The 25943-nt window shown below is 72.2% G+C and carries 21 protein-coding genes; 9 read left to right on the plus strand and 12 right to left on the minus strand.

Annotated elements, in window-relative coordinates:
- Positions 1–36 precede the first annotated feature (36 nt).
- Positions 37–2826, minus strand: a complete 2790-nt coding sequence (locus IE311_RS29525; RefSeq protein WP_189834891.1) for an FAD-binding and (Fe-S)-binding domain-containing protein — start codon at positions 2824–2826, stop codon at positions 37–39.
- Between the two features lie 51 nt (positions 2827–2877).
- Here IE311_RS29525 and serC point away from each other — a divergent pair, with 51 nt between their 5' ends.
- Positions 2878–3996 carry a phosphoserine transaminase gene (gene serC / locus IE311_RS29530; RefSeq protein ID WP_189834892.1) on the plus strand — a complete coding sequence of 373 codons (1119 nt, stop codon included), beginning with the start codon at positions 2878–2880 and terminating at the stop codon, positions 3994–3996.
- A 126-nt stretch (positions 3997–4122) separates the two neighbouring features.
- On the opposite strand, the gene IE311_RS29535 is transcribed toward serC, so the two are convergent.
- The gene (locus tag IE311_RS29535) at positions 4123–5118 is read right to left on the minus strand and encodes a YncE family protein (RefSeq protein WP_189834893.1); all 996 of its coding nucleotides are present in this window, start codon (positions 5116–5118) and stop codon (positions 4123–4125) included.
- A gap of 95 nt (positions 5119–5213) precedes the next feature.
- Between IE311_RS29535 and IE311_RS29540 the strand changes: the two genes are divergently transcribed.
- A complete protein-coding gene (locus tag IE311_RS29540; RefSeq protein ID WP_189834894.1) occupies positions 5214–6152 on the plus strand; it encodes an alpha/beta fold hydrolase in 939 nt (312 codons plus the stop codon).
- 63 nt (positions 6153–6215) lie between these two features.
- Entirely contained in the window at positions 6216–6920 is a 705-nt protein-coding gene (locus tag IE311_RS29545) for a GDSL-type esterase/lipase family protein (RefSeq protein ID WP_189834895.1), read from the plus strand.
- Position 6921: 1 nt separating this feature from the next.
- Here IE311_RS29545 and IE311_RS29550 read toward each other — a convergent pair whose 3' ends face one another.
- On the minus strand, positions 6922–7620 hold the full coding sequence (locus tag IE311_RS29550; RefSeq protein WP_189834896.1) for a PH domain-containing protein: 699 nt from the start codon (positions 7618–7620) through the stop codon (positions 6922–6924).
- Positions 7621–7701: 81 nt separating this feature from the next.
- On the minus strand, positions 7702–8103 hold the full coding sequence (locus IE311_RS29555; RefSeq protein ID WP_229902242.1) for a carboxymuconolactone decarboxylase family protein: 402 nt from the start codon (positions 8101–8103) through the stop codon (positions 7702–7704).
- A gap of 42 nt (positions 8104–8145) precedes the next feature.
- Here IE311_RS29555 and IE311_RS29560 point away from each other — a divergent pair, with 42 nt between their 5' ends.
- Positions 8146–8667, plus strand: a complete 522-nt coding sequence (locus IE311_RS29560) for a MarR family winged helix-turn-helix transcriptional regulator (protein WP_189834898.1) — start codon at positions 8146–8148, stop codon at positions 8665–8667.
- Between the two features lie 150 nt (positions 8668–8817).
- Here the strand turns inward: IE311_RS29560 and IE311_RS29565 are convergent, their stop codons facing one another.
- From IE311_RS29565 to IE311_RS29580, 4 genes are all read right to left on the minus strand, one after another.
- Entirely contained in the window at positions 8818–9807 is a 990-nt protein-coding gene (locus IE311_RS29565; protein WP_189834899.1) for an aldo/keto reductase, read from the minus strand.
- A gap of 186 nt (positions 9808–9993) precedes the next feature.
- Entirely contained in the window at positions 9994–10578 is a 585-nt protein-coding gene (gene thpR / locus IE311_RS29570) for an RNA 2',3'-cyclic phosphodiesterase (protein WP_189834900.1), read from the minus strand.
- A 117-nt stretch (positions 10579–10695) separates the two neighbouring features.
- Positions 10696–12975, minus strand: a complete 2280-nt coding sequence (locus IE311_RS29575; protein ID WP_189834901.1) for an FG-GAP repeat domain-containing protein — start codon at positions 12973–12975, stop codon at positions 10696–10698.
- Positions 12976–13061: 86 nt separating this feature from the next.
- Complete coding sequence (locus tag IE311_RS29580) at positions 13062–15266, minus strand: FG-GAP repeat domain-containing protein (RefSeq protein WP_189834902.1); 2205 nt, start codon at positions 15264–15266, stop codon at positions 13062–13064.
- 114 nt (positions 15267–15380) lie between these two features.
- Between IE311_RS29580 and IE311_RS29585 the strand changes: the two genes are divergently transcribed.
- Positions 15381–15887 carry a GNAT family N-acetyltransferase gene (locus tag IE311_RS29585; RefSeq protein ID WP_189834903.1) on the plus strand — a complete coding sequence of 169 codons (507 nt, stop codon included), beginning with the start codon at positions 15381–15383 and terminating at the stop codon, positions 15885–15887.
- Between the two features lie 313 nt (positions 15888–16200).
- Here the strand turns inward: IE311_RS29585 and IE311_RS29590 are convergent, their stop codons facing one another.
- Both IE311_RS29590 and IE311_RS29595 read right to left on the minus strand, forming a co-directional pair.
- On the minus strand, positions 16201–17538 hold the full coding sequence (locus IE311_RS29590; RefSeq protein ID WP_189834904.1) for an MFS transporter: 1338 nt from the start codon (positions 17536–17538) through the stop codon (positions 16201–16203).
- Between the two features lie 26 nt (positions 17539–17564).
- Positions 17565–18008 (minus strand): MarR family winged helix-turn-helix transcriptional regulator, encoded by a 444-nt coding sequence (locus IE311_RS29595; RefSeq protein ID WP_189834905.1) that lies wholly within the window; start codon positions 18006–18008, stop codon positions 17565–17567.
- A 200-nt stretch (positions 18009–18208) separates the two neighbouring features.
- On the opposite strand from IE311_RS29595, the gene IE311_RS29600 reads away from it, so the two are divergent.
- Positions 18209–18493 carry a hypothetical protein gene (locus tag IE311_RS29600; protein WP_189834906.1) on the plus strand — a complete coding sequence of 95 codons (285 nt, stop codon included), beginning with the start codon at positions 18209–18211 and terminating at the stop codon, positions 18491–18493.
- On the opposite strand, the gene IE311_RS29605 is transcribed toward IE311_RS29600, so the two are convergent.
- Positions 18463–19914 carry an NCS2 family permease gene (locus IE311_RS29605; protein WP_189834907.1) on the minus strand — a complete coding sequence of 484 codons (1452 nt, stop codon included), beginning with the start codon at positions 19912–19914 and terminating at the stop codon, positions 18463–18465. The two genes, IE311_RS29600 and IE311_RS29605, sit on opposite strands and share 31 nt — an antisense overlap.
- Positions 19915–20089: 175 nt before the next feature.
- On the opposite strand from IE311_RS29605, the gene IE311_RS29610 reads away from it, so the two are divergent.
- Together IE311_RS29610 and IE311_RS29615 are read left to right on the plus strand one after the other, a co-directional pair.
- The gene (locus tag IE311_RS29610) at positions 20090–20392 is read left to right on the plus strand and encodes a DUF2530 domain-containing protein (RefSeq protein WP_189834908.1); all 303 of its coding nucleotides are present in this window, start codon (positions 20090–20092) and stop codon (positions 20390–20392) included.
- A gap of 167 nt (positions 20393–20559) precedes the next feature.
- Complete coding sequence (locus tag IE311_RS29615; protein ID WP_189834909.1) at positions 20560–22974, plus strand: cation-translocating P-type ATPase; 2415 nt, start codon at positions 20560–20562, stop codon at positions 22972–22974.
- 102 nt (positions 22975–23076) lie between these two features.
- Here the strand turns inward: IE311_RS29615 and IE311_RS29620 are convergent, their stop codons facing one another.
- On the minus strand, positions 23077–24312 hold the full coding sequence (locus IE311_RS29620) for a glycosyltransferase (protein ID WP_189834910.1): 1236 nt from the start codon (positions 24310–24312) through the stop codon (positions 23077–23079).
- Positions 24313–24541: 229 nt separating this feature from the next.
- On the opposite strand from IE311_RS29620, the gene IE311_RS29625 reads away from it, so the two are divergent.
- Entirely contained in the window at positions 24542–25093 is a 552-nt protein-coding gene (locus IE311_RS29625; protein ID WP_189834911.1) for a GNAT family N-acetyltransferase, read from the plus strand.
- Positions 25094–25943 lie beyond the last annotated feature (850 nt).

A 25943-nucleotide genomic window follows, 5' to 3' on the forward strand; every position in this document is an offset into this window, starting at 1 on the left:
GGCCCGGCTCTTCCGGCCACCGGCCCCGACCGGGCGTCAGGAGAGCCGGGGTGCCTCGGCACCCTCCTCGATCGCCTCCGCCAGCACCTCCGCCAGGTGCCGTCCCCGCCGCTCCGTCAGGTGCCCGATCTGGGTCCGGCAGGAGAAGCCGTCGGCGAGGACCTCCGCCGAGGGGGCGGCGGAGAGCGCCGGGAGGAGCTGGTCCTCCGCGCAGGCGACCGACACCTCGTAGTGGCCCGGCTCGAAGCCGAAATTGCCCGCGAGACCGCAGCAGCCGCCCGCCAGGGTGCCCGTGAGGCCCGCGCGTTCACGGAGGCGGCGGTCGGCGGCGTCGCCGAGGACGGCGTGCTGGTGGCAGTGGGTCTGGCCGGTGACCGGGCGGTCCAGCCGCGGCGGCTCCCAGTCCGGGGCCAGCGACTCCAGGACCTCCGCGAACGTGCGGACGGACGCGGCGAGCCGGGCCGCCCTCGGATCGTCCGGCAGCAGCTCCGGCAGGTCGGTGCGGAGGGTCGCCGCGCAGGAGGGTTCGAGGACCACGACCGGGCCCCCCGCCTCCGGCCGCCCCTCCAGGACGTCCAGGCTCCGCCGCATCACCCTGCGCGCCGCCCCCAGCTGCCCCGTCGACACATAGGTCAGCCCGCAGCACACCCGCCCCCGCGGCAGGGCGACACCCAGTCCCGCCGCCTCCAGGACCCGCACCGCCGCCCGTCCCACCTGCGGTGCCAGATGGTCCGTGAACGTGTCCGGCCAGAGCGTCAGGGCCGCCGACCGGGTCGAGCTCCGGTCGGCGAACCACGAGACGAAGGACCGTTCCGCCACGCGCGGCATCGCCCGCTCCGGTGTCACTCCCGCGAGACGGGCCGCGAACGGCAGCCCCATCGCCGGGTTCAGCGCCCGCCCGAAGAGGTCGAGCCAGTGCGGCAGCCGGCCCATCGTCCAGTGCGAGCGGGGCCGGCGCAGGACGCCGAGCGGTCCCGCGTAGTGCCGGTCCAGGAACTCCGCCTTGTACGCGGCCATGTCGACGCCCACCGGGCAGTCGCTGCGGCAGCCCTTGCAGGACAGACAGAGGTCGAGCGCCTCCCGCACCTCCTCCGAACGCCAGCCGTCCGTGACGACCTCGCCCAGCGCCATCTCGTGCAGGAGGCGCGCCCGGCCCCGGGTGGAGTGCCTCTCCTCGCCCGTCACCCGGTAGGACGGGCACATCACACCCGGCCCCGAACCCGGTCCCGCCACCCTGCACTTGGCCACCCCCACGCACCGGGCGGCCTCCCTCCCCACCCCCACCAGCGGCAGCCCGGTGAAGCGCAGGCCCTCGTCGAGCGGGCGCGGGCGGACGAGCATCCCGGGGTTGAGACCGCCGTCGGGGTCCCACACGTCCTTGACCGCGCCGAACAGGCCGACGAGCTCCTCCCCGTACATCCTGGGCAGGAGTTCGGCCCGCGCCTGCCCGTCGCCGTGCTCCCCGGAGAGCGAGCCGCCGTGGGCGACCACCAGGTCCGCCACCGCCTCCGAGAACCTCCGGAACTCCCGTACGCCCTTCTGTGTCCACAGGTCGAAGTCGATCCGGACGTGGACGCAGCCGTCGCCGAAGTGCCCGTACGGGACTCCCCGGAGACCGAACTCGGCCAGCAGGGAACGGAATTCCCGCAGGTACGCGCCCAGCCGGGCCGGCGGAACCGCACAGTCCTCCCAGCCGGGCCAGGCCTCGACGCCGTCGGGCATCCGGGTCGCGGTGCCCGCCGCGTCCTCCCGGATCCGCCACAGCGCCCGCTGCCCGGCAGGATCCTTCACCACGGTCGCGTCGAGCGCGTCCGCGGCCCGTACGAGGCGCCGGGCGGCGCCCTCCCCGTCGGCCTCGCAGAACAGCCAGGCCCCGCCCTTCGGCAGCCCCTCCGCGCCCCGGACGAGATCGGCGGCCATCCCCTCCACGGTGAGCGGCCCGTACGGCAGGAGGCCGGCCGCCGCTTCCGCGGCCGCGCTCTCGTCGGCGTACCCGAGGACGACGAGCACCGGCTCCGCGGGCAGCGGAACGAGCCGTACCGTCGCCTCCGTCACCACCCCCAGCGTGCCCTCGCTGCCGCAGAACGAGCGGGCCACGTCCACGCCCCGCTCCGGCAGCAGCGCGTCGAGCGCGTAGCCGGAGATCCGGCGCGGCAAACCCTCCGGATAGCCGGTCCGCAGCGGAGCGAGATTCCGTCCGACGAGATCGAGCAGTCCGGGCGGCGCCCCCCGCCCCTCCCGGCCGAGCGTCAACCGCGCGCCCCGGTAGCTCACCACATCCAGCGAGCGCACGTTGTCCGCCGTGGTGCCCCAGGCGACCGAGTGCGCCCCGCAGGCGTTGTTGCCGATCATGCCGCCGAGCGTGCAGCGGCTGTGCGTCGACGGATCCGGGCCGAAGGTCAGCCCGTACGGCCGCGCCGCCTCCCGCAGCCGGTCGAAGACGAGCCCCGGCCGGACGACGGCCGTCCGCTCCTCCGGGTCCAGGGACACCAGTCCCGCCATGTGCCGTGTGAAGTCGAGCACGACACCCGTGCCGGTGGCCTGGCCCCCGATGGACGTACCGCCGCCCCGCGCGACCACCGGCGTCCCGTGCGCCCGGCACACCTCCAGGACCGCCGCCACGTCGTCGGCGTCCCGCGGCGCGACCGTACCGACCGGCACACGGCGGTAGTTGGAGGCGTCCATCGTCACCAGGGCCCGTGCCGCGGCCGAGAAGTCGACCTCTCCGGCGACGGCGGCACGCAGCGCGGCGGCCAGAGCGGCGGACCCCCCGGAGCGTTCCTCGTCTGTTCCCACAAGGCCAGGATGTCTCAGTCCTCGTCTCATCGGGCGGACATCCGGCGACCGGCCCCTTCCCGACCCGATACTCTCCGCCTCGTGGCTGATATCCAGATTCCCGCTGACATCAAGCCCGCCGACGGCCGTTTCGGCGCGGGCCCCTCCAAGGTGCGTACGGAGGCGCTGGACGCCCTGGCCGCCACCGGCACCTCTCTCCTCGGCACGTCCCACCGCCAGGCTCCGGTCAAGAACCTGGTCGGCGAGGTACGCACCGGCATCCGTGACCTCTTCTCGCTCCCCGAGGGCTACGAGGTGATCCTGGGCAACGGCGGCTCCACCGCCTTCTGGGACGTCGCGACCCACGGTCTCATCGAGAACAAGTCGCAGCACCTCACCTTCGGCGAGTTCTCCTCCAAGTTCGCGAAGGCCGCCAAGCTGGCCCCGTGGCTGGCGGAGCCGACCGTGATCTCCTCCGACCCGGGCACCCACCCGGAGCCGGTGGCCGAGGCGGGCGTCGACGTCTACGCGTACACGCACAACGAGACCTCCACCGGTGTCGCCGCCCCGCTGAAGCGGGTCGCGGGCGCCGACGAGGGCGCGCTGGTCCTGGTCGACGCGACCTCCGGCGCGGGCGGTCTCCCGGTCGACATCACCGAGACCGACGTCTACTACTTCGCCCCGCAGAAGTCCTTCGCCGCCGAGGGCGGCCTGTGGCTCGCGGCCTTCTCCCCGGCGGCGCTGGAGCGCGCGAAGAAGATCCACGAGTCCGGCCGGCACATCCCGGAGTTCTTCTCGCTGCCGACGGCGATCGACAACTCGCTGAAGAACCAGACGTACAACACCCCGGCGCTCTCGACCCTCTTCCTGCTCAACGAGCAGCTGAAGTGGATCAACGGCCAGGGCGGTCTGGACTGGGCCGTGGCCCGGACGAAGGAGTCCTCGGACGCGCTGTACGGCTGGGCCGAGGAGTCCAAGTACGCGACGCCGTTCGTCACGGACGCGGCGAAGCGCTCGCAGGTCATCGGCACGATCGACTTCGCGGACGAGATCGACGCGGCGGCGGTCGCCAAGGTGCTGCGCGCCAACGGGATCGTGGACACCGAGCCGTACCGCAAGCTGGGCCGCAACCAGCTGCGGATCGCGATGTTCCCGGCGATCGACCCGGCGGACGTGCGCGCCCTGACGGCCTGCGTCGACTACGTGATCGAGAAGCTCTGACCCAGCTCCGTACGGAGGGCCCGGCACCTGTCCCGAGGACGGTGCCGGGCCCTCCGTCGTACGACCGTGTGCGGTCGGCCGCTCCGGGGTCGACCCCTCCGGGGTCGGCCGTGATGCCCGCGGGGTTCAGCCCCGCCGCAGCAGCCGCTTGATGCCGAAGACGAGGACGAAGGCGCCCGCGAGGACCAGGAAGCCGACGGTGACGTTCCCCTTCTCGCCGTCGGCGGCCGGGGACTGCGGCGACTGCGGGGCGCCCGGCGCGTCCGGGCTGCCGCCCGGCTTCTCCGAGGGGCGGCCGGCGTCCTGCCGCTCCAGCCGCACCACCCGGCTCTTCGCGCCCTCGGAGCCGAGCATGAACGCCGAGCCGTCCCGTGTGTACGTCACCGATTCCGCCTGGCCCTGGAACCCGGCGCCGATCGAGGTGCCCCCGTCGCCGAGGCGCCCGTCCTTCCACACGTACTCGCGGGCCATGAGGTAGCCGCGCAGGACCAGACGGTCACCGTCCGGTGAGAACGCGCCGTCGGTCACCCACGGGACCTCGTCGATCCGCCGGAAGACGTTCGTCCCGGACGAGGAGAGCCGCTCCGGGCCCGCGTACAGACCGCCGCCGTCCTCGTTCTTGCTCGCGATGTACACCCGGCCGGTCTTCGGGTGGACCATCAGGGCCTCGGCGTTGCGCGCCCCGTCGGCGTACTTCACGACGTACTGCTTCGCGGCCACCTTCTGGTCCTTGAGGACCTTCGGCTCGGGGAAGCGGTAGACCCAGACGTGGTCCCAGGAGCCGTCGAGGTTGTCGCCGATGTCGCCGACGTAGATGTCGCCGTCCGGGCCGACGGCGATCGCCTCCATGTCGCGCGGGGTGCCGACACCCTGCATGGTCAGGGTCGCGACCGTCTCGCCCGTACGGGAGTCGATGCCGTAGATCAGGGGTGCGTCCTGGTCGTTGTGCGTCCAGTAGATCCCGGGGTGGGCCCGGCTCGCCGCGAGGCCGCTGGACTCGGTGATGCGGGAGTCCTCGATGGTGAAGTCCCGGTCCGGCTCCTGCCCTTCGGCAAGGGCGGGACCGGCCGGGAGCAGCACCAGGGCCGCCGCCGCGCCGAGGGCGCACAGAGCAGATCGCATGTCCCCCAGCCTGCCACGACGAGGCGAGGAGGGCCTGGTCGGCCGACCCCGAAACCTCCTTGACCTGCCCCTGAGCCACTGTCAGGGTCACGCCCATGGCTACCCCCGTTCCACGGACGTCCCCCTCGCAGTCCTCCGCCCCGCAGACGCCTTCCCCGCAGGCGCCCTTCCCGCCGTCGCCCTCCTCGCGGTCCTTCACCGCGCCCGACGGCACGAGCCTCGCCTTCCACGTGTCCGGCACCGGTACCGGCGTCCCGCTGCTCTGCCTCCCCGGCGGTCCGCTCCAGGACTCCGCCTATCTCGGCGACCTCGGCGGTCTCACCGCGCACCGGCGGGTGATCCGGCTCGACCTCAGGGGCACGGGCGCGTCCGCGGTGCCGGAGGACCCGGCCTCGTACCGCTGCGACCGGCTCGTCGACGACGTGGAGGCGCTCCGCGCACACCTCGGCCTGGACACCGTCGACGTCCTCGGGCATTCGGCGGGCGCGAACCTGGCCGCCCTGTACGTGACCCGCCACCCGGAGCGCGTCGACCGGCTCGTGCTCGTCACCCCCGGCACGGCGGCCGTGGGGCTCGACACGGCTCCGGAGGAGCGGCTCGCGGCGGCGCGGCTGCGGCAGGACGAGCCGTGGTTCGGCCCGGCGTACGCGGCGCTCGAGGACGTCACGGCGGGGCGCGGCACGGCGGAGTCCTTCGGGGCGGTGGCGCCGTTCTTCCACGGGACCTGGGACGAGGCGGCGCGGGAGCGGTACGCCGCGGGGGAGGGGCAGCGGAACCGTGAGGGCGCGGGTGTCTTCGCTGGCGAGGGCGCCTTCGATCCGGCGGGCACGCGCGCGGTGTTCGCGGAGTTCGCGCGGCCGGTGCTCGTGGTGGCCGGGGAGGGGGACGTGAACACCCCGGTTCCGACGGCGGCCGCGTACGCGGAGCTGTTCCCGAAGTCGGCCTTCGCCGTCCTGGACGGGGCCGGGCACTTCCCCTGGCACGACGACGCGGAGCGGTTCACGGAGACGGTCGGGGCCTTCCTCGACCGGTGAGCGCCGCGGCCCGTGTCCCGGATCACGTCGCAGGCCGGGGAGGCCGTCCGCGATGATGTGACCATGCGTTTTCTGTTCGTCGGCGACAGCATGACCATCGGACGCGCCGGCGACTGGACCTGGCGGTACCGCATGTGGCGGCACCTGGAGTCCACGCTCCCCGGCGGGTACGAGATCGTCGGCCCCCGCACCGCCCTCTACGAGGCGGCCGTCGACGCGGCCGCCTCGGAGGCCTACGCCGACCCGGCGTTCCCCGCCCCCGCCCGGCGCCATCTGGCCGGCTGGGGCGAGGGCTGGCTGCACATGGCGCCGGTGATCGGCGGGACGGTCACGGAGACCGGGGCCGACGTACTGCTGATCTCGCTGGGCCTGATCGACTTGGGCTTCTACACGAACAGCGAGCAGACCGAGGAGAACGTCCGGGCGTTCGTCGCGGCGGCCCGCGCCGCGAACCCGCACGTCCGGGCCGTCCTCCTGCCGGTCATCCCCAATGTGCGCGCCGGCTACGACGCGCCCTTCGCGGCGGAGTGCGACCGCTTCAACGTGCTGCTCGCGAAGGCGGTCGCCGATCTGGACACGGCCGCCTCGCCGCTGCTCCTGGCGACGGTCCCGGAGTCGTACGACCTCGACGAGGACACCTACGACGGCACGCACCCGGGTCCGACGGGCGAGCACAAGCTGGCCGCCGCCTTCGCCGGCGCGATGCACCAGGCGTGGGGCCTGGGCGGTCCGTACCGCTACGGGTCGCCCGGCCCCGGCACCGGCTGACTCACCGACTCCCGTTGCGCAGGCGTGAGCCGATCCAGACGACGAAGAAGGTCACCACGGGGGTGATCAGGATCCACTCGGGGCTCATGGCGGAGTCCTCGGTGAACAGCAGGGCGACGAAGAGGACGGTGGCGGCGAGGACCGAGATGAGGGCCCAGGACATCGCCGTGACGACGGAGCCCTCGCGGCCGGCCTTCCTGGCGATCCGCCGGTCGGCCTCGGCGCCGGGGGCCCAGTCGGCTCCGCGCAGGCCTTCCCAGGCGGCCCGGAGCGCGGCGATCTCCCGTTCGACGGCGACGTTGTTGTCGTCCACGTACATGAGCTGGATCCGGCGGCCGTCGTGCCCGTACATGAACGAGATGGTCCGCGGCTGCCCCTGGCCCATCCCCGCGGAGGGATTGGGCACGGCCCGGATGTCGTGGATGTCCTCCCAGGCGAGCCGGCGGTTCTTGACCATGCCGCGGACCCGGATGCCCTTGAGGTCGGCGGAGGTGGCGCAGTTCCGGGCGGCCAGGACGAGCCAGCCGAGGAAGGCGAGCAGCAGCAGGGTGATGAGCCACTTCACCCGGCCGGGGATGTCCTCGTCGCTCCAGATCGGCAGCGCCGCGGCGGGTACGCCGATGCCCACCGAGAGGTAGACGCCGGTCAGCCGGCCGGGTCTGATCCGGTACTCACGCGGCAGTACACGTTCCGCTTCCATGGTTCCCCCCTGTGTCCCCCGTGCGGCGGAGGATCAGGGTAGGGCTCAACTGCCCTCCTCTGAAAGGGCTTTGGGCGACTGTCAGGCGGCTCGGGTGAGGCGGTTGGCGAAGGTCGAGAGGGTGTACGCGCCGATGCCGAGGACGACCTCCAGTGCGTTGCGGCGGGTGTAGCCGTGCGCGTGGAAGGCGGCCAGCTCCTCGTCGCTCACCGCGCCGGAGGAGGCGAGGACCCGGAGGGTGAAGAGGCGGACGGCGGCGAGCCGTTCGGGGTCGGGGGCGGGGCCCAGGGCGGCCATCCTGGCCTCGTGCATGTCGACGCAGAGGTGGCACTGGTTGCGGCCGGCGACGGTCAGGATCACCGTCTCGCGGGAGTGCGGGTCGAGGGTGGTGGACTCGAAGGTCCGGCTGAGCTCCAGGAAGGCGTCGAGGGTTTCGGGGGACTCCTTGAGGAGGGCGACGGCGTTGGCGGTGCGGGTGGACATGTCGACGGGCACGGTGTCTCCGATGGGGATAGAATCGACAACATGGTTGACCATGAGGTGGGAGAAAACGTAAACCAGGTTGTCGATAAGGGCAAGGGGGAAGGCCGGGGCTACGAACTGCCCCTGCTCCTCTTCGGCGGCTTCCGCACTCTCATCGACCGGCTCCACACCCGCCTCGCCGCCGAAGGCCACCCCGACCTGCGTCCCGCCCACGGCTTCGCCATGCAGGCCGTCGGCGCCCGGGGCGCCACCGCCAGCGAGATCGGCCGGCACCTCGGAGTCTCCAAGCAGGCCGCCGGCAAGACCGTCGACCGGCTGCTCGCCCTCGGCTACGCCGAGCGCGCCGACGACCCCGCCGACGCCCGCCGCAAACTCGTCCACCTCACCCCACGGGGGTACGAGGCCCTCGCCCGCTCCGCCGCGATCTTCGACGAACTACGGGCGGAATGGGCCGCGACCCTCGGCGCGGACCGCGTCCGGGACATGGAGGCGGCCCTGCGGCACGTCGTCCCCGCGGAGACGGCCTTCCGCCTGGACGCCACGAGCTGGCTCGGCGCGCCCTGACGACGGGGGGTCGGGCGCGAAGGGTCCCGGGCCGGCCCGGGACCCTTCGCGCCGGGTCCGGGCAGGACCGGGCCCCGTACAACCGGACCCGTCCCCGCCGGGCCCCCTACGACCGGCCCACTCCCAGCCGGGGCGCTCCCGTTCGGGACGTCACCAGGCGAAGGCCTCCGGGGACGGGCCCGGGCCCGGGAAGATCTCGTCCAGGGCGGAGAGGACCTCCGTGCTCAGCTCCACCTCCAGGGCGCGCAGCGCACTCGTCAGCTGCTCGGGCGTACGCGGGCCGACGATCGGGCCGGTCACCCCGGGGCGGGTGAGCAGCCACGCGAGGGCCGCCTCGCCCGGTTCGAGGCCGTGCTTGTCGAGCAGGTCCTCGTAGGCCTGGAGCTGGGCCCGGGACGTCGGATCGGCGAGCGTGGCCGCCGCGCGTCCCTCCGTGCGCCGCTTGCCCTCGGCCTCCTTCTTCAGGACGCCGCCGAGCAGGCCGCCGTGCAGCGGCGACCAGGGGATGACCCCGAGGCCGTACTCCTGCGCGGCCGGGATGACCTCCATCTCCGCGCGCCGCTCGAAGAGGTTGTAGAGGCACTGCTCGCTGACGAGGCCGACCGCGCCGCGCCGGGCGGCGGTCTCGTTGGCCTGGGCGATCTTGTAGCCGGGGAAGTTGGAGGAGCCTGCGTAGAGGATCTTGCCCTGCTGGATGAGGACGTCGACCGCCTGCCAGATCTCCTCGAAGGGCGTCGAGCGGTCGATGTGGTGGAACTGGTAGACGTCGATGTGGTCCGTGCCGAGGCGCTTGAGGCTGGCCTCGACCGCGCGGCGGATGTTCACCGCAGAGAGCTTGTCGTGGTTGGGCCAGGCCTCGCCGTCGGCGCCCATGTTCCCGTAGACCTTGGTGGCGAGGACGGTGCGGTCACGGCGGCCGTCGCCCCGGGCGAACCAGGAGCCGACGATCTCCTCGGTCCGGCCCTTGTTCTCACCCCACCCGTACACGTTGGCCGTGTCGAAGAAGTTGAGCCCCGCGTCCAGCGCCGTGTCCATGATGGCGTGGCTGGTGGCTTCGTCCGTCTGGGGTCCGAAGTTCATCGTCCCGAGGACGAGTCGGCTGACCTTGAGTCCGGTGCGTCCGAGCTGCGTGTACTCCATGAACGCCAAGCCAACTGCTTCGAGCGCGCTCGAAGCAAGAGGGTTCCCACGGGGTGGCGGACGCCGGGCGCCGAGGGCGGTCGACGGCTACTGGCCGGTCACGGAGGCCACCGCGATGATCGCGAACATGATTACGAGCACGCCGGCCATGATGCGGTTACGAGTCTTGGGGTCCACCCGTCGAGGTTAACCCGGCCGGCCCGCCGTCCCTTCAAGGGGCCAGCCGTCGACCCGCTCGTACCGGGGCTGCTCGCCCCGCACCCCGCTCACCGGCAGGTTCGAGCGCACGAGGGTGAGCTCGCCCGCCTCCCAGCGGCTGCCCTCGAAGGTGCCGAGCCCGTCGAGGAACGGGCGGAGGTCCGCGTCGCCGCCCCGTGCGCGGGCCACCGTCAGGTGCGCCTGGTAGCGGCGGTGCTCGTCCATCGGGACCCCCGCCCGGCGCGCGGCGGCGTCCGCGCGCTCGGCGAGCAGCCGCAGCTCGTCCAGGTCACCGGCCACGCCCGTCCACAGGGCGCGACGCCCGAAGTGCCCACCGCCGTGCAAGCGCAGCCCGAGCGGCGGTGTGCGGTGCGCGGCCCGCGCCAGCCGGACCCGCAGCTCGGGCAGCAGCTCCTCGTCGACCTCCCCCATGAAGGCGAGCGTGAGATGCCAGCCGGGCCGCGAGGTCCAGCGGAGCCCGTCCGCACCGGGCAGCCGGTGCAGACGGTCGACGACGTGTCCGAGTTCGTCCTGCCGCGCGGAGGGCGGCACGACGGCGGCGAAGAGCCTCATGGGGAAAGTCTGGCAGGACGGCGGCCCGGGTGCGGGGCACCCGGGCCGGGTCTCTCGGGTCCTCCGCGCCCGGGCCGGGTCTCCCGGGTCCTCCGCGCCCGGGCCGGGTCTCCCGGGTCAGGAGACCTGGCCGTACCCCGTCCCCGTGCCAGCCCGGACACCGGCCCGGCTGGCGGACCGCGGCTTGAACGGCGCCTTCGGGTCGCCCGTACCGGCGTAGAGGTAGGCCGTGTTCGTCGACGTCCGGGCGTACAGGTCGGGCCGGCCGTCCTCGTCGGCGTCGCCGATGCCGACGATGTCCGTGTACGCGTTCCAGCCGCCGCCGATCCTCGTCCGCGTCGCGAACGTGCCGTCACCCTTGCCGAGGTACAGCCACAGCACGCCCGCCCCGTCGCGTGCGACGAGGTCCCCCGCCGGGCTCCCGCCGATGTCGCCGACGGCGGTGATCTCGTTGTAGATCCCCCAGCCGTGGCCGGTCTTCCTCCGGGGCGCGAAGGGAGCGGTGGCCTTCCCCGTGCCCGCGTACAGGTAGAGGTCGCCGGCCCTGTCGACGGCGACCAGGTCGGCCCGGCCGTCACCGGTCAGATCGCTGCCGCCGGTGAGCCGGTCGTAGATCTGCCAGCCGCCGCCCACGCGCACCCGCGGCTCGAAGGAACGCCCCACGGTCGTTCCCCTCCCCTGGTGGAGCCAGAGGTCGCCGTTCGCCTGGCGGGCGATCGCGTCGCCAGCCGCCGCACCCGCGACGTCGCCGACTGACTCGACGCGGTCGTAGGTCTGCCAGCCGTTCTCGGAGAACCCGCCCGCGTCCTTCACCTCGACGAGCCGGCCGGACTCGTCGTCCCAGCGCGTGTCGATCCAGCGCATGGCACCGATCGTGGTGCGGGCGAGCAGGTCGGGCGAGCCGTTGTCGCCGTAGTCGTGCGGCTGGGGGGTGCGGACCACCGTGAAGGTGCCGGTCGCGGTGGCGGTCGGCTTCCCGTTCCACGGCTTCGCGGTCACCTTCCACCCGTAGGCGCCGTTGGGCGCGGGGCTCGCCTCCTCCCGGGAGTCCTCCACCTCGCCGGCCCATTCCAGACGGACACGGCCGTCCGGGAGGACCCCGGTGCCGGTGGAACCGGAGACGGGCGGGAGGGCCCGCCGGAAGACCTCGCCCGTCGCCCTGCTCGTGAGCTCCACGGAGAAGTCCGCCCTGGCCGAGGAGAACTGCCAGGTCAGGCGGGTCCGGCTGAGTCCGTCCAGATCGAGCAGGGCCGGGACGCCGCCGCCGACGTAGGTGACGGGGACGGTCGCGTCGTCCGGCTCCGCCGTGGAGGCGACCAGTTCGGCGGCCGGCTTCCCGTCCGCGCCGACCGCGACCCGGTAGACGCCCTCGCCGTGTGCCGCGGTGTCGCCGAGGACGAGCAGGGTGCCGTCGGGGCCCTCAGTGACGCTCCGTGCGTGGTCGAGCAGCTCGACCGTGGCCCCGTCCGTCAGGGAGCGGGCGGTGAACGCAGTCGGGACCTTCGCGTCGGATGGGTCGAAGAGGTCGGCGGCGAAGGCGAACCAGTCGTCTCCCACCAGCCCGCCGGTGACGCTCGCGACCATCTCGAGACCGAGTGGGGTCCGCACGGTCTCCTTCCGCCCCCGGACGGCTGTGACGAGAACGGGCTTGCCCCGCTCGGTCTCCAGCCACGCGACACGCTTCGGCGAGAGGTACGTGTTCTGCGGGAAGTACTCGACGGTCGGGCCGACCAGCCCGTAGGAGTCGACGACCCGCGCGGTGGCGAAGTCCACGACACCGATCCTGCTGCCGTTGGTGTCGGCGTCGTAGTAGTGCGCGAGGGCCGCGTCGTTCAGCCTGCCGGACAGCCAGCCCTTCGGGACGGTCATGCCCGTCACCTCGCGGGTGGTCGCCGTGCCCCCGTCCGAGCCGACCAGGCTCAGGGTGGCCCCTCCGAAGGTCTGCGCGAGGACCGTCCCGCCCGCGGCGCCGCCGACCTCCGGCAGGTGGTCGATCCTGATGGTGACCGGCGGAGCGCCGGTCGCCATGTCGTACACCGTCGCCGATCGGGCGGGTGTCTCGAACGTCTCCTGGTTCACCACCACCACGGTGTCCGAGCCGGAGCCGAGGACCCGGCCGTAGTGGCTCTTCTCGATGACCGTCGACACCCCGTCCGCGTACCGCGTCCAGCGGGTCCTGCCGTCACTGCCCTCGGAGAGGAAGCCGGTGGTCCCCGCTCCCCTGAGCTCGCCCCCCAGCGCCAGGAAGGGTGCCGGGACCGGCTCGGCGGCGGCCTGGACAGCGGTGACGGCCGCCGCGGTCGGCGTGGGTGCGGCGGCGGCCGGGGCGGTGAGGGACCCGGCGGTCACCGCGGCGAGGACCACCGCCACCGACACCGAGAGACGTCGACGAGACAAAGCAGCACGCAAGGCGTATTCCTCCCCTGACCACATATACGTGCCTCTTCTGACCCGCCACCTCGTCGAATGGTTGTACGGCCGGGTCAGGAGACCTGGTTGTACGCCGGGTCGTGCGGCGACGCCACGCCGGCCCCGGTGGAGCCGCGCGGCTTGAACGGGGCCTTCCAGTCGCCCGTACCGGCGTAGAAGAAGGCGGTGCCGGTGCCCGCGGGCGTCCGGGCGTACACGTCGGGGCGGCCGTCCTTGTTGCCGTCGCCGATGCCGACGATGTCGGCGTACACGTTCCAGCCGCCGCCGATCTTCGTGCGCGGCGCGAACGTGCCGTCGCCCTTGCCGAGGTACGTCCAGAGGACGCCGTCCTTGTCGAGGGCGACGAGGTCTCCGGTGGGGTTGCCGCCGATGTTCCCGGTGGCGGTGAGCTGGTGGTAGATCCCCCAGCCGTGGCCGATCTTCTTGCGCGGTTCGAACGGGGCCGTGGTGGAGCCGTTCGCCTTGTACAGGTAGAGGTCGCCGAGCTTGTCGACGGCGACGAGGTCGGCCCGGCCGTCACCGGTCAGGTCGCTGCCGCCGGTGAGCTGGGTGTACGTGTTCCACCCGCCGCCGATCCGTACGGGTTGGGCGGTGGCCGACGGGTCGGCGACGTGCAGCCACAGGTATCCGGCCTTGTCCCGGGCGACGGTGTCGACGGCCGTGGAACCGGCGATGTCGCCGACGGCCTCGACGCGGTCGTAGCGGTTCCAGTCCCCGGTCCACACCGTCGAGCCAAGGGTGGCCGCGACGATCAGCCGCCCTGTGGCGTCGTCCCAGAGCGTGTCGATCGCGTCGAGGTTGCCGTCCGTCCGGCGCGCGAAGAGGTCGGGCGAGCCGTTGCTCGTGTAGTCGTGCGCCTGGGGCGTGCGGTTCACCGTGAACGTGCCGGAGGCCGTGACCGACGGCATCCCGTTCCAGGGCCTGGCCGTCACCGTCCACTCGTACTCCCCGGCGGGAGCGGACGAACGGTAGGTGTCGCGGCCCAGTTCCCCGGTCCAGTCGAAGCCCAGCGAGCCGTCGGGGAGGACTCCGGTGCCGGTCTCACGAGGGCGGACGGTCGTCGTGAAGCGGCCTCCCTCCTTGCGATGGAGCTCGATCGAGAGGTCCGCCTCGGTGGTGGAGAACTTCCAGCCCAGCCGGGTCTTGGCGACGCCGTCGAGGCCGAGGGTGGCCGGGACGCTGTGGCCGGTGTAGGTGAGGGGGGTGGTGGATCCGGGCTGCCCGCCGGTGGAGGCGATCAGCACCGCGGTCGGCTTCCCGTCCTCGACCGCGAGCCGGTACACGCCCGTACCGCGGGCGGCGGTCGTTCCGACGGCGAGCAGGGTGCCGTCGGCGGCCTTCATGACGCTCTCGGCGTGGTCGAGGAGCTTGACGGGGGTCCCGTCCGTCAGGGGGCGGGCCACGACGCCCTGCTGCCCGCCTCCGAACACCAGCCAGTCGCCGCCCAGGGCGCCCATGAGTCGGCTCGGAACGTCACCGGCGAGCGGCACGCGGGTCACCTCGGCCGAGCCGCGCTTCGCCGACGCGAGGAAGGTCGTGCCGTTCAGGGTCTCCGTCCAGTCGACGCGGTCCCGCGTGATCGTGGCGCCGCCGCCGAGCGTCGCGCCCTCGGCAGCGGTGTACTCCTGGACGACGCGGGCGGTGGCGATGTCGACGACCACCAGCCTGCGCGGTCCGACGGGGTCGAGGACGTCGTAGTACCCGAGGGCGGTACCCGGCAGGCTGTCCGCGACGGAGAACTCGGTCGTCTGGCCGTCGGTCATGCCGGCCACCCGGCCGGAGGTCGTGACGCCGCCCTGCTGGGTGCTGAGGATCGGGTGCGCGCCGTGGCCGTCGTCGAACACCGCCGAGCCCACCGCGGCCGTGACCGCCCCGTCGAAGGCGGAGTACGTGACGGGGGCGGCGCCGGTGGCCATGTCGCGCACGACGGCCTTCTCGGTGCCGTACCGCTGCAGCTTCGGCCATGTGACGACCACGGAGTCCGAGGCGGACCCGAAGACCCTGCCGCCGGTCGTGTCGACCACGGTGGAGACGCCGTCCGCGTACCGGGTCCAGCGCGCGACCCCGTCGGCGTCCCGGGTGAGGAAGCCGGTGGTGCCCGCGCCGATCACCTCTCCGCCGGAGGCCAGGAACGGGACCGGGATCGGGGCGGCGGTCGGGGCGGCGGGTGCCGTCACCGCCGCCGGTGCCGCGGCGAAGGCCGCCGGGGCGAGGACCGGACCGGCCGCGACCACCGCCAGGACGACTCCCACGGACATCGGGACACGACGACGAGAGACAGTTGTGCGCAAGGTGTGTTCCTCCCCAGCCTGATCGGTACGACCTTGATGACCCCCCATCACTTCGAATGGTTGTACGGATAGTTTGGCCCGATGACGATCTCCATCAGGAAGGGCGGGGCGGAGGACCTCCCCGCGGTACTCGGTGTGCTCGACAGCGCCGTGGTGTGGCTCAACGGCAGAGGGATCACCGCCCAGTGGGGCACCGAGCCGTTCTCCGGACGGCCGAAGGCGGTGAAGCAGGTCGAGGACACGATGGCCGCGGGTGACCCGTGGCTCGCCGAGGTCGACGGCGTACCGGCGGGGACCATGACGCTGACGCCGCACCCGGGCCAGTACGTCGAGCCGGCGGACGAGCCGGAGGTGTACGTACGACTCCTCGCGACCGACGCGCGCTTCCACGGGCAGGGAGTGGGCGCGGCCCTGCTGGCGCACGCGGTGGAGGAGACCCGGAGGCGGGGGGTGTCACTGCTGCGGGTGGACTGCTTCGCGGGCGGCGGGGGCCGGCTCGTCGAGTACTACGAGGCCCGGGGCTTCACCCGCACGGAAACCTTCGCGGTCGGCGACTGGCCGGGCCAGATCCTGGAAGAGCGCGTCTGAAACGTGCCGGGACCTCCGGTCGGGGCCAGGGACCTCCGGTCCGGTCAGGGGCGTCCCGGTCCGGGGTGCTCCGGCCCGGACCGCGCCCGAGCCGGGCCGCCCCTCCGGCCCGGGACTACGGTCCGGGACCTCTGGTCCGTAGTCCCGGACCTACGGCTCGCGACCTCCGGTCCGGCCCGAGGTCCCGGCGACTCCGAGGCCGGGCTGGGGGGAGGCGGGCCCGATTCCGGGCCGGCCGAATTCGGGTGGGCCCCGGAATCGGGCCGAGGGCGGCGGCGGCCGAGGTGTGCCCCGGTCGCCGCCCGCCCGAGGGCTACGCTGCTGTGGCCAGGCGCTCGCGTGCCACGAACCTCACCTGCGGGTGTCCGTGCCGCCAGGCCCAGGCGACCTTGAGGCCGCCGACCCTGGCCAGGACCAGGCCGACGACGACCGCCGCCGCCAGCGAGATCACTCCGCCGGTGGCGAAGCCGACGCGGGCGCCGTAGGTGTCGGTGACCCAGCCGAGGAGCGGTGCGCCGATCGGCGTGCCGCCGGCGAAGACCATCATGTAGAGGCTCATGACGCGGCCCCGCATGGCCGGGTCCGTCGCCATCTGGACGGCGGAGTTCGCGGTGATGTTGACCGTGAGGCCGATCATGCCGATCGGTACGAGCAGCAGCGCGAAGAGCCAGAACGCCGGCGACAGGGCCGCCGCGATCTCCAGGACGCCGAAGACGCCCGCCGCGAGCACCAGCATCCGCAGTCGGGTCGAGCCGCGCCGGGCGGCCGCGAGGGCGCCGACGAGGGAGCCTGCGGCCATCAGGGTGTTGAGGAAGCCGTACGTGCCCGCGCCGACGTGGAAGACGTCGCCGGAGAAGGCGGTGAGCCAGATCGGGAAGTTGAAGCCGAAGGTGCCGATGAAGCCGACGAGGACGATCGGCCAGATCAGGTCCGGCCGCCCGGCCACGTACCGCAGGCCCTCCCGGAGCTGGCCCTTGCCGCGCGGGGCGCGCTCCACCTTGTGGAGTTCGCTCGTCCGCATGAGCAGGAGGCTCACGACGGGTGCGAGGAAGGAGAGGCCGTTCAGGAGGAAGGCCCACCCGCTGCCGACTCCGGCGATGAGGACACCGGCGACGGCGGGGCCGACGAGCCGCGCGGACTGGAAGTTCGCCGAGTTGAGGGAGACGGCGTTGCGGAGCTGGTCGGGGCCGACCATCTCGGAGACGTAGGCCTGCCGGGCCGGGTTGTCGACGACCGTCACCATGCCGAGGAGGAAGGCGATCAGGTAGACGTGCCAGACCTGGATGTTGCCGGAGAGGGTGAGGACGGCGAGCGCGATGCCGCACAGTCCGAGGGCGGCCTGGCTGAAGAGGAGGAGCTGCCGCTTGGGGTAGCGGTCGGCTATGACGCCGCCGTACAGCCCGAAGAGCAGCATCGGCAGGAACTGCAGGGCCGTCGTGATGCCGACGGCGGCGGCGGAGCCGGTGAGGCTCAGCACCAGCCAGTCCTGGGTGATGCGGGCCATCCAGGTGCCGGTGTTGGAGACGATCGCGCCGGTGAAGAACAGCCGGTAGTTACGGATCCTGAGCGAAGAGAAGGTTTCCCTCCGCCCCCGGGTGTCGAGGGTGGGTTTGTGGACGGGTGCGGAGTCTGCTCCGGGTCCCGTACTCAAAGTGCGTCGCCTCCTTGGCGCGTGGACTACAGGTGGGCGAGCTTCTCCAGGACGGGAGCGGCCGCGCGCAGCTTGGCCCACTCGTCCTCGGCCAGGCCCTCGGCGAGGGATGCCAGCCAGGCGTTCCGCTTGCGGCGGGACTCTTCGAGCATGGCTTCGGCCTGCTCGGTCTGGCTGACCACCTTCTGCCGGCGGTCGTCGGGGTGCGGCTCCAGCCGGACCAGTCCCTTGGCTTCGAGCAGCGCGACGATGCGGGTCATCGACGGCGGCTGCACGTGCTCCTTGCGGGCGAGTTCGCCGGGTGTGGCGGAGCCGCAGAGCGCGAGGGTGCCGAGCACCGACATCTCGGTGGGGCTCAGCGACTCGTCGACGCGCTGGTGCTTGAGGCGTCGGCCGAGTCGCATGACGGAGGAGCGGAGCGCGTTCACGGCCGCGTCGTCATCGGCGGTCCCGTGGGACAGGTCTGGCATGTTTGTTAGCCTAACTCATTACTCTGTCTAAATACCAACGGGAACGCGCCTACGTAGCGCGCGTCACACCCGTACGGCGGCACCCCTGCGTGAACCGGATGCGCGCAGATCACGCTTCGGCATCCATGTATCACCCAAACGAGTGAGTCGGATCCGGAAAGTGACGCAAAGAGGCCCCGCGTGCCCCGACCCTGAACGGCATGGGATCGACAGTGCTCAGCCTGCGCATCGACGGTGAGCTGCTCGACCGGCTCAGAAGTCACGCCGCGAAAAGAGGAATGAGCGTCCAGGACTATGTCGTCCGGACGCTCATTCGCGAGGATTTCGACGAGCGGTTCAAGACCGCCGTCGACGAGACGGAGAAGTTCTACGGGGACGCCGCGGGCGCGGGCGCGGCCGACGCGGCCGCGGCCGAAGGGGCGACGGGCGGCACGGCGGCCGACGCCCCCTGCGATCACGTGAGGCCGAGCGCCGGCATCGCGTAGTAGAAGACGAAGACCGCCGACACCACGTACATGGCCACCGGGACCTCGCGGCCCCGGCCGGCCGCGAGACGCAGCACGCTGAACGCGATGAAGCCGATGCCGATGCCGTTCGTGATCGAGTAGGTGAACGGCATCATCACCATGGCGAGGAACGCCGGCACCGCGATGGTGTAGTCGCTCCAGTCGATGTCCTTGATCGAACCGGCCAGGATCAGGAAGCCGACCGCGAGCAGCGCGGGCGTGGCCGCCTGGGACGGCACCATCGTCGCCAGCGGCGTGAGGAACAGCGCCACCGAGAACAGGCCGCCGGTCACGACCGAGGCCAGACCCGTCCGCGCGCCCTCGCCGACGCCCGCCGTGGACTCCACGAAGCAGGTGGTGGCCGAGGAGGAGGTCGCGCCGCCGGAGGCGACGGCCAGGCCGTCCACGAGCAGGACCTTGTTGATGCCGGGGAAGTTTCCGTCCCGGTCGATCAGCTTGGCCTCGTCGCCGACGCCCAGGATCGTGCCCATGGCGTCGAAGAAGCAGGACAGCAGCACGGTGAAGACGAAGAGGACGCCGGTCAGGTAGCCGACCTTCTCGAAGCCGCCGAAGAGGCTCACCTCGCCGACCAGACCGAAGTCGGGGGAGGCGACCGGGTTGCCCGGCCACTCCGGGGTGGTCAGACCCCAGGAGGGGACGGTCGCGACCGCGTTGATCGCCATCGCCACGATCGTCATGACGACGATGGAGATGAGGATCGCGCCCGGCACCTTGCGGATGATCAGGGCCAGGGTGAGGAGCGTGCCCAGGACGAAGACGAGCACCGGCCAGCCGGTGAGGTGACCGTCGCCGCCCAGCTGGAGCGGGACGGTGGTGTGCGCGGCGTCGGGGATGCGGGAGACGAAGCCCGAGTCGACGAGGCCGATCAGCATGATGAAGAGGCCGATGCCGATCGCGATGCCCTTGCGCAGGCCGACCGGGACCGCGTTCATCACGCGCTCACGCAGACCGGTCGCGACCAGCAGCATCACGACGACACCGGCGAGGACGACCATGCCCATGGCGTCGGGCCAGGACATCTTCGGCGCGAGCTGGAGCGCGACGACGGTGTTGACGCCGAGGCCGGCGGCGAGGGCGATCGGGACGTTGCCGATGACTCCCATGAGGAGCGTCGAGAACGCTGCCGTGAGGACGGTGGCGGTGACGAGCTGGCCGCTGTCGAGCTGGTGCCCGTGCATGTCCTTGGCGCTGCCGAGGATGATCGGGTTCAGCACGATGATGTAGGCCATCGCGAAGAAGGTGGCGAAGCCGCCGCGGACCTCGCGGGCGACGGTCGAGCCGCGCTCCGAGATCTTGAAGTAGCGGTCGAGACCCGAGGCCGGCTCCTGGGGAGCGGAAGGCTCGGGGGGCATGGCCTTGGCGGTGGCCGTGGTGCTCATGGGGTTCCTCATGGGGGAGACGTCCGATGGCGGTCCACGTGCTCGTATGTCACGTCGTTGTGTGTTCGTACGAGGGAAACCCGCCAGAGGCAAACCGTTTCAGTATGAACACATGAACGAGTGAGCGTCTATCTCCGCGCGTAGATATGAATTCCCGACACCTAGACTGGCTCCCATGGCGAAGTGGACACCGAAGCACGAGGCACCCGAGCCCCTCGAAGGGCCCGTCGTCGCCACCATCACCGGCGGAACGATCCTCTGGTTCGTCCTCTTCCTCGTCCAGGTCCCGTTCTACGGCTGGTTCGACGACCGGGACCTGACCTGGTGGGTGTGGACCTGCCTGGCCGGAGCGGGCCTCGGCCTGATCGGCATCTGGTACGTACGGAAGCGCGACGCGGCGATCAAGCGGCACGCGGCGGCGCGGGCGGCGGAGACGGCCGGCGCGACCCCCGGCTCCGAGCCGACCCCCGGCGCCTAGGCCGTCTCTTCCGGATCTTGCCTGGCCCGAGCCGGCCTCCGGCGGCAAGGGGCACACCCCGGCGCGTAGCACCGGGGGACCATTTCCCACCGTTCCCGTCCTCCTGCGGTCTGATCTTCGCCCTTCTCGGCAGGTGAACGCTCGATTCCGGTCGTACCGTCGAAAACATGACTCAGCGGGCGAAGATCGACACGGATGGCAGCGAGACGGCGAAAGCCGGACCACCCCCGCCCGTCGTCCACCGCCCCGCCGGACTCACCTCGGCCGAGGTCGCCGAACGCGTCGCGCGCGGCGAGGTCAACGACGTACCGGTACGGAGCTCCCGCTCCACCACCGACATCGTCCGCGCCAACGTCTTCACCCGCTTCAACGCCATCATCGGCGTGCTGTGGGTGATCATGCTCTGCGTCGCACCGATCCAGGACAGCCTCTTCGGCTTCGTGATCATCGCCAACACCGGCATCGGCATCGTCCAGGAACTCCGCGCCAAGAAGACCCTCGACGGACTCGCCGTCATCGGCGAGGCGAAACCGACCGTCCGGCGCGACGGCGTGGCCGCCGAACTCTCCACCTCGGAGATCGTCCTCGGTGATCTCATCGAGCTCGGTCCCGGAGACAAGGTCGTCGTCGACGGCGAGGTCGCCGAGGCCGACAGCCTGGAGATCGACGAATCCCTGCTGACCGGCGAGGCCGACCCCGTCGTGAAGAAGCCCGGCGACCGGATGATGTCGGGCTCGTTCGTCGTCGCCGGCGGCGGCGCCTTCACCGCCACCAAGGTCGGCCGCGAGGCCTACGCGGCACAGCTCGCCGAAGAGGCCTCCCGCTTCACCCTCGTCCACTCCGAGCTGCGCAGCGGCATCTCCACCATCCTCAAGTACGTGACGTGGATGATGATCCCCACCGCGATCGGGCTCGTCATCAGCCAGCTCGTCGTCAAGGACGACAACTTCAAGGACGCCGTCGCCCGCACCGTCGGCGGCATCGTCCCGATGATCCCCGAGGGACTCGTCCTGCTCACCTCGGTCGCCTTCGCGATCGGAGTCGTACGGCTGGGCCGCAAACAGTGCCTGGTGCAGGAGCTGCCCGCCATCGAGGGCCTCGCCCGCGTCGATGTCGTATGCCTCGACAAGACGGGCACGCTCACCGAGGGCGGCATGGACGTCACGGAGCTGCGGCCCCTGAACGGCTCCGACGAGACCTACGTACGGAAGGTGCTCGGCGCCCTCGGCGAATCCGACCCGCGCCCCAACGCCTCCCTCCAGGCCATCATCGACGCCTACCCGGAAACCGTGGAGTGGCGCTGCACGGAGGCCCTGCCCTTCTCGTCGGCCCGCAAGTACAGCGGAGCCGCCTTCAGCGAGGGCGACGGCGAGAACTCGACCTGGCTGCTCGGCGCTCCCGATGTCCTTCTCACCGCGGAAGACCCCGTCCTCACGGAGATCGACCACCTCAACGAACAGGGCCTGCGGGTCCTCCTCCTCGCCCGTACGACCCATGAGCTCGACGACCCCGCGGTCGCCACCGACGCCCGCCCGACCGCACTCGTCGTCCTGGAACAGCGGCTGCGGCCCGACGCCGCCGACACCCTCGCCTACTTCGCCGACCAGAACGTCGCCACCAAGGTCATCTCCGGCGACAACGCGGTCTCGGTCGGCGCGGTGGCGGGCAAGCTCGACATGCCCGGCGCCGATCACACCGTCGACGCCCGGCACCTGCCCACCGACCGGGAGGAGATGGCGAAGGTCCTCGACGAGAACGCCGTCTTCGGCCGGGTCACACCGCAGCAGAAGCGCGACATGGTCGCGGCGCTCCAGTCGCACGGACACACCGTCGCCATGACCGGCGACGGGGTGAACGACGTCCTCGCCCTCAAGGACGCCGACATCGGCGTCTCGATGGGCTCCGGCTCGGAGGCGACGAGGGCGGTCGCCCAGATCGTGCTGCTGAACAACAGCTTCGCGACCCTCCCGTCCGTCGTGGCGGAGGGCCGCCGGGTCATCGGCAACATCACCCGGGTCGCCACCCTCTTCCTCACCAAGACGGTGTACTCGGTCCTGCTGGCGGTCCTGGTGGTCTGCTCACAGGTCGAGTACCCCTTCCTCCCCCGCCACCTGACGCTCCTCTCGACCCTGACGATCGGCGTCCCGGCGTTCTTCCTCGCACTCGCCCCCAACAAGGAACGGGCGAAGCCGAACTTCGTACGCCGGGTCATGCGGTACGCGATCCCCGGCGGCGTCATCGCGGCGGCGGCCACCTTCACCACCTACCTCCTGGCCCGCCACCACTACACGGGCCCGGACGCCCTGGCGGCCGAGACCAGCGCCGCCACCCTCACCCTCTTCCTGGTCTCGATGTGGGTCCTGGCGATCATCGCCCGCCCCTACACCTGGTGGCGCCTCGTCCTGGTCGCCACGATGGGTGGCGCCTTCCTCCTCGTCCTCGTCGTGCCCTGGCTCCAGGACTTCTTCGCGCTGAAGCTGGTCGGCGTGACGATGCCGTGGACGGCGGTGGCGATCGCGGCGGCGGGAGGAGTGCTGCTGGAGGTCTCGTGGGGATGGGTGAGCCGGAGGTTCCCGGCCTAGGCCGTCTCTTCCGGCCTGGGCCGTCTCTTCCGGATCTTGCCTGGCAGGATCCGGAAGAGACGGCCCAGGGGTCTCCGGGGGTACGGCGGTGAGGGGGGCGGGTCAGCCGACCGCGTCGAGCAGCAGCCTCGCCGCCACCGCCGTCCCGTCGGTACGGACCGTCGCGGCGACGGCCGCCGCCCGGGCACGGACGCGAGGGTGCGAGACCGCCGCGAGCGCCCCCGTGAGGGACTCCGCCGTCAGCACCGGACCGTCGTGCACCGCCGCACGGCTCGCGACACCGACGCCGATCCCCAGAGCGGTCACCCGCTCCGCCCAGTACGGCTGGTCCGCGCCCTGGGGAACCACCACCTGGGGCACACCCGCCCGGGCGGCCGTCGTCGTCGTGCCCGCGCTGCCGTGGTGCACGACCGCGGCCACCCGGGCGAACAGGGCCCGGTGGTCGACCTCGCCGACGGCGAAACAGTCGTCCTTGTCGTCGATGCGGTCGAGCCCGGCGTAGCCGCGTGAGACGACCGCGCGCAGGCCCCGCGCGCGGATCGCCTCGACGGCCGTGCGGGCGACATCCGCCGCGGGCGCGACGGGCATGCTGCCGAAGCCCACGAACACCGGGGCCGGCCCCGCGTCCAGGAAGGCCGTCAGCCCGGCCGGGAGCGGACGGGCGTCCGGCCGGAACCACGCGCCGGTCTGGACGACGGCGAGCCCCGAACCCTGCCACGGGCTCAGCACCGGGTCCGTCGCCAGCCAGGGAGAGTCGGTGAAGGCGTAGTCGCGGACGCCGGCCACCGGGGCCAGACCGATCTCCGCCCGGCGGGCGTTGATCTCCGCACCGAACATGGCGTCGGCGATCCGCGCGTCCTCCTCCCACAGCTCCCGGTGGTCCGTCACCCCCGGAGGCAGGGGCCGGCCGCGCCGCGCGGGCGGCGGCTGGTGGGGCGAGGGCAGAGCGACGGGCTGGTGGCCCACATGCACGTACCGGATGCCCAGCTTCTCGGCCACCGACCGCGCACCGGCCGTCACCGGCAACGGGCCGGTCGCGAGCAACGCGTCACAGCCCTCGGCCGCGGCGGCGACCGTGCCGAACTGGGCGCCGATCAACGCCGCCGCCCGCTCCGCCAGGCCCGCCGCCGAACCCGGAACCACCGTGGTCACCAGCGGCCGCACCGGAGCTCCGGTCGGCACCATCTCCACCCCGGCACCGGCGAACAGCTCCACGAACTCCTCGTCCGGCGGCGCACACACCCGCACCTCCGCCCCGAACTCCCGCAGCCGCACCGCGAGCCCCACCATCGGCTCGACGCTTCCACGCGCCCCGTACGTCGACAACAGCACCCGCATACCGTGATTCCCCGCTCCGCTCGGACGATCTTGCTGAGGCGGCTGATTCTGCGCCATCACGGCGGTCCCACGGGCCTGGGCTTCCGGGAGTCGGCAACGCAGCCGAGTGTCCGTCCGCGGGGGAGAGCGGAGAGAGCGGAGAGGGCCGAGAGGGCGGAGAGGGCGGAGATGGCCGTGGACGGGCGTAATCCGATGGACAGTGCTCGGGCACTGGGTGAGCATCTCCGCGATGAACAACGAATCTTCCACCACCAAGAACGTCCGCTTCGTCGAACTCGGCGAGAGGACGCTGCGGGCACTGGCCGAAGGCGACCTGTCCGGCGGCAGCGCCGAGGCCGGGGTCGCGCTCGACGAGTACTTCGTCTCCGAGAGGTCGCGCCACATCTTCGGCTACCGCGCCGAGCAGATCGCCAGGGACCCGTCGGCGGCACCCTGGATCGCGCGGGCCGCGGTCTCGGAGCCGGACGGAACGGTCGTCGGCGACGCGGGCTTCCACGGCCCGCCGAGCGAGGCGGGCGTCCTGGAGATCGGCTACACGGTCGCACCCCGGTACCGCCGCCAGGGCTACGCCCGAGCGATGGTGAAGGCACTCCTCGCGAGGGCGACCGCGGAACCCGACGTCAGACTGGTGCGGGCCACGATCCGCTCCGACAACACCGCGTCGCTGGCGACGGTCGAGGGCGCTGGCTTCACGCGGGTGAGCGAGAAGGCGAACGAGAGCGGAGGGTCGGACATCGTCTTCGAGCTGGAGCTCGCGGGGGCGGCGGCGATTCAGGCCTGACCGTGCTTGCCGGCCGGTCGGAGTTCGGGCGGGGTGCTGGGGGTGGGCCGGGTTCGGGTGTGTGACGTGCGGCCGCCCTCTTTCCGAGTGTGGCGGTCTCCGTCACCGCGTCAAGGGCGCCTGACGGCGTCGCTTGCGCGATGGGCAAGCCCACCCTTGACCCGGTGCCGGAGACCGCCTTTTCACACTCGGAGGGCGGCCGGGGGAGACGTCCACGCAACCGGTCCGGGCATCGGCGGGGGCATGGGATGCGGCTGCCGGGCCGGTGGGTGGGGGCTGGGCCAGTGGCCGGGGTGGGTGGACACGGTCCGGTCGGTGGGGGGTGCGCGGTTGTTGAATGGGGTGGCGCGGCTCGGTTCAGCGGGTGCCGGTCGAGCGTGGTGGGGCTTCAGGCCCCGCTGGTCCGTGTTCGTGGGTGGTGAGCGGCGGGCGGTGAGAGTTACTTGTAGTTACTCCACCCTGCGTGGGTGATGTGCCCCCTTTGAGGGCATTCTTTGGCTGGCCTGGTCCGAGAAGAGTGCAGTTACTCCACTCCCCACCCACCAAGAGTGACCAGCGGGGCCTGAAGCCCCACCAGAGAGCCACTGCCACCCGCTGAGCCCGCCCCGGCTGCCCCATTCAACAACCGCGCACCACCAGCCCACCGCACCACACCCACCCACCCCGACAACCGACCCAGCCCCCACCCACCGGCCCCACAGCCGCAATCCACGCCCCCGCCGATGCCCGGGCCCCGGCGTGGCGCCCACCCCGGGCCGCCCTCCGAGTGTTTATGGGCGGTCTCCGTTGCCGGGTCAAGGGTGGGCTTGCCCATCGCGCAAGCGACGCCGTCAGGCGCCCTTGACGCGGT

The sequence above is a fragment of the Streptomyces zaomyceticus genome (assembly GCF_014656215.1).
Lineage (GTDB): Bacteria > Actinomycetota > Actinomycetes > Streptomycetales > Streptomycetaceae > Streptomyces > Streptomyces zaomyceticus.

Excerpts from the sequence above, each read along its gene's own strand:
- IE311_RS29565 (WP_189834899.1), bottom strand. The coding sequence starts at position 9,807 with ATGGAGTACACGCAGCTCGGACGCACCGGACTCAAGGTCAGCCGACTC.
- IE311_RS29595 (WP_189834905.1), bottom strand. The coding sequence starts at position 18,008 with ATGCCAGACCTGTCCCACGGGACCGCCGATGACGACGCGGCCGTGAAC.
- IE311_RS29625 (WP_189834911.1), top strand. The coding sequence starts at position 24,542 with ATGAACAACGAATCTTCCACCACCAAGAACGTCCGCTTCGTCGAACTC.
- IE311_RS29615 (WP_189834909.1), top strand. The coding sequence starts at position 20,560 with ATGACTCAGCGGGCGAAGATCGACACGGATGGCAGCGAGACGGCGAAA.
- IE311_RS29600 (WP_189834906.1), top strand. The coding sequence starts at position 18,209 with ATGGGATCGACAGTGCTCAGCCTGCGCATCGACGGTGAGCTGCTCGAC.
- IE311_RS29545 (WP_189834895.1), top strand. The coding sequence starts at position 6,216 with ATGCGTTTTCTGTTCGTCGGCGACAGCATGACCATCGGACGCGCCGGC.
- IE311_RS29560 (WP_189834898.1), top strand. The coding sequence starts at position 8,146 with ATGGTTGACCATGAGGTGGGAGAAAACGTAAACCAGGTTGTCGATAAG.
- IE311_RS29580 (WP_189834902.1), bottom strand. The coding sequence starts at position 15,266 with ATGTCCGTGGGAGTCGTCCTGGCGGTGGTCGCGGCCGGTCCGGTCCTC.
- IE311_RS29610 (WP_189834908.1), top strand. The coding sequence starts at position 20,090 with ATGGCGAAGTGGACACCGAAGCACGAGGCACCCGAGCCCCTCGAAGGG.
- IE311_RS29525 (WP_189834891.1), bottom strand. The coding sequence starts at position 2,826 with ATGAGACGAGGACTGAGACATCCTGGCCTTGTGGGAACAGACGAGGAA.
- IE311_RS29555 (WP_229902242.1), bottom strand. The coding sequence starts at position 8,103 with ATGTCCACCCGCACCGCCAACGCCGTCGCCCTCCTCAAGGAGTCCCCC.
- IE311_RS29605 (WP_189834907.1), bottom strand. The coding sequence starts at position 19,914 with ATGAGCACCACGGCCACCGCCAAGGCCATGCCCCCCGAGCCTTCCGCT.
- IE311_RS29620 (WP_189834910.1), bottom strand. The coding sequence starts at position 24,312 with ATGCGGGTGCTGTTGTCGACGTACGGGGCGCGTGGAAGCGTCGAGCCG.
- thpR (WP_189834900.1), bottom strand. The coding sequence starts at position 10,578 with ATGAGGCTCTTCGCCGCCGTCGTGCCGCCCTCCGCGCGGCAGGACGAA.
- IE311_RS29585 (WP_189834903.1), top strand. The coding sequence starts at position 15,381 with ATGACGATCTCCATCAGGAAGGGCGGGGCGGAGGACCTCCCCGCGGTA.
- IE311_RS29535 (WP_189834893.1), bottom strand. The coding sequence starts at position 5,118 with ATGCGATCTGCTCTGTGCGCCCTCGGCGCGGCGGCGGCCCTGGTGCTG.
- IE311_RS29550 (WP_189834896.1), bottom strand. The coding sequence starts at position 7,620 with ATGGAAGCGGAACGTGTACTGCCGCGTGAGTACCGGATCAGACCCGGC.
- IE311_RS29540 (WP_189834894.1), top strand. The coding sequence starts at position 5,214 with ATGGCTACCCCCGTTCCACGGACGTCCCCCTCGCAGTCCTCCGCCCCG.